At 42.6% G+C, this 2,074-nt stretch carries 2 protein-coding genes; both read left to right on the top strand.

What is annotated here, in order from left to right:
- Positions 1-1,666 (top strand): VENN motif pre-toxin domain-containing protein (locus MJ764_RS11315; RefSeq protein WP_239327115.1); only part of this gene is annotated, 1,666 nt, incomplete at its 5' end.
- A 4-nt stretch (positions 1,667-1,670) separates the two neighbouring features.
- Positions 1,671-2,030 carry a hypothetical protein gene (locus tag MJ764_RS11310; RefSeq protein ID WP_100121133.1) on the top strand — a complete coding sequence of 120 codons (360 nt, stop codon included), beginning with the start codon at positions 1,671-1,673 and terminating at the stop codon, positions 2,028-2,030.
- Positions 2,031-2,074: the final 44 nt, after the last annotated feature.

Below are 2,074 nucleotides of genomic sequence, written 5' to 3'. Positions count from 1 at the left end.
CACCCTTAGCGCCGACATGGCCAGAAAAGCCAACCAAGAACGCCAACAGGCACGAGAAAAAGCCGAGCAGGAACTACAAACCAACAACCCTGAGCTGTGGCAGGATTACAATGGAAGAAGCGAAGCAGAAAAACAAAAAATCCTGCATGACATTAGCAAAGACTACCGCGCAGCAGACGAGCAGGCACAATCATGGGGTATCGGCGGCGGCAAGAGCCGTGCCCTGAACGCCGTCACCAGTGCCGTCACCGGCATCCTTGGCGGCCAGACCAACCTGCAAGCGGCTACCAACGCCTTGGCTCCCTATGCTGCGGAACTTATCGGCAAACAATTCGGCCATGGCGACAACCAGAACCAAGCTGCCCAACTGGTAGCGCATGCCCTACTGGGCGCTATCAGTGCCAGCGTAAACGGCGGTAATGCCGCCGCCGGAGCCGTAGGTGCGAGCGCAGCCGAGCTGGCAGCGCAATACCTGATTAAACAACTGCCCAAAGATCAGTATCCCGAAGCCATAGACCCGAGAACCGGCGAGATAGACCCGAACCGCTTACCGGAGAGTGTCAAAGCCAGCATCAGAGATCTATCATCAGCAGTGGCCACCGTATCAGGCGGGCTAACGGGTGGCTCACTGGTTAATGCGCAGATTGCGGGAGTGGTTGGGCAGAATGCAGCAGAGAATAATGAACTACAACAACGTAGTGGTGTTGACCGAAATTATAACTATATAGAGGAAGATATAAAAAGAATTGATCGAATAAAATCAAGAGTATGTAATGGTGGAATGAGTTCAGAAGCCTGTACTCAGGCCGTATTGACAGATATCAAAAAAGGTAATGATCAATCTTTAAAACAGTTGATTGATGTTTTGACATTCATACCAGCAATTGGATACGTAGATTCAGGAAATATATTAATAAATGGGCAAAGTCTAAGCGGAGACGAGGTAAACCGGTTATGGGGAGCATTAGGTTTTGTATCATTTGGTTATGGCCAGAAGCTAAATATGGCGGGTAAAACATTAGGTAAAATATGGCGAGCAATAAAACCGGGAGAAGACCTAGTCACGTCCACAGGACATGTAATCAAGAACGCAGAAGCGAATGCGATAAAGAGTGAGTCTCGTGGAGTTGGTAAGGAAGCTGGGAAGGAGGCTGCTAATGCAGGAAAGGGAGCGAATGGACAAATAATAAAAAATAGTGATGGTTTGAATGAAGTAAAAATTAATCAAACACCGCTAGAAGGGCAAAATCGTCTAAATACGCCAGATTTGGGTGGTAGTGGTAAACTAAAACCGGCTGAAGCAGCATCAGCAGCGCAGCTTGAACCAGTTTTAGGTAAAATGGAACGTTATACTCCCCCACATGGAGCTACTACAGGCACATCTCCAGACTTTGTGATTACCTCTGGGCCAAATAAAGGCAAAACCGTAGACGCTATGTATACGACGGATAAATTATCTCAAAAAGAAATTGACGGATTAAATAAGTTTTATGAAAAAAATATGACATCAGGTAGCGGGAAAGATGTTATTCAAGATCATTTGATGAAAGCTGATTTTGTTCCAGTTGATTTTAGAGTGTTAACACCAGCTAACCAAAGAATCTTTATGAATTACATAAAAACATTACCTAAAGCACAACAAGATAAAATTATTATTATGAGGTAAGAATATGGGAGCAAGTTTATTTATTGGTTGGAATGATAAAGGACAAAGAGAAGCTAATTTTCAAAGAACAGGCGGGTTTCTCAATAGTAGCTATTGGGATGCATTTGGTGATTTGCTTGATGCTGTTTTCTTGCCTAATTATCCTAAATTACATGAAATCATAAAATCCGAAGAAGGTGAATATTTAAAATTTTATTCATTTGTTGAGTTGGATAAAGAAGAATTTAATCAATCGGTTAAATTAATAAGGAATTATATTGCAAAGCAGAATAATCCCACAGAGTGGCAAAAAATGGCTCAGCTTGTATGGAATGAAATAGCAGAACCGTATATTATTCAAGACGAACGCTATCAGCCAAATTGATATTTATATAAATATATATATCTATTATCATGTAACAGGTAAGA

This window comes from Snodgrassella gandavensis, assembly GCF_914768025.1.
Classification (GTDB): domain Bacteria; phylum Pseudomonadota; class Gammaproteobacteria; order Burkholderiales; family Neisseriaceae; genus Snodgrassella; species Snodgrassella gandavensis.
The sequence above is the reverse complement of the archived record's forward strand: the minus strand, read 5'-3'. Positions and strand labels throughout refer to the sequence as shown.

What these genes read in the sequence shown, in the direction of transcription:
- MJ764_RS11310 (WP_100121133.1), top strand. Translation starts at nt 1,671, where the DNA reads ATGGGAGCAAGTTTATTTATTGGTTGGAATGATAAAGGACAAAGAGAA.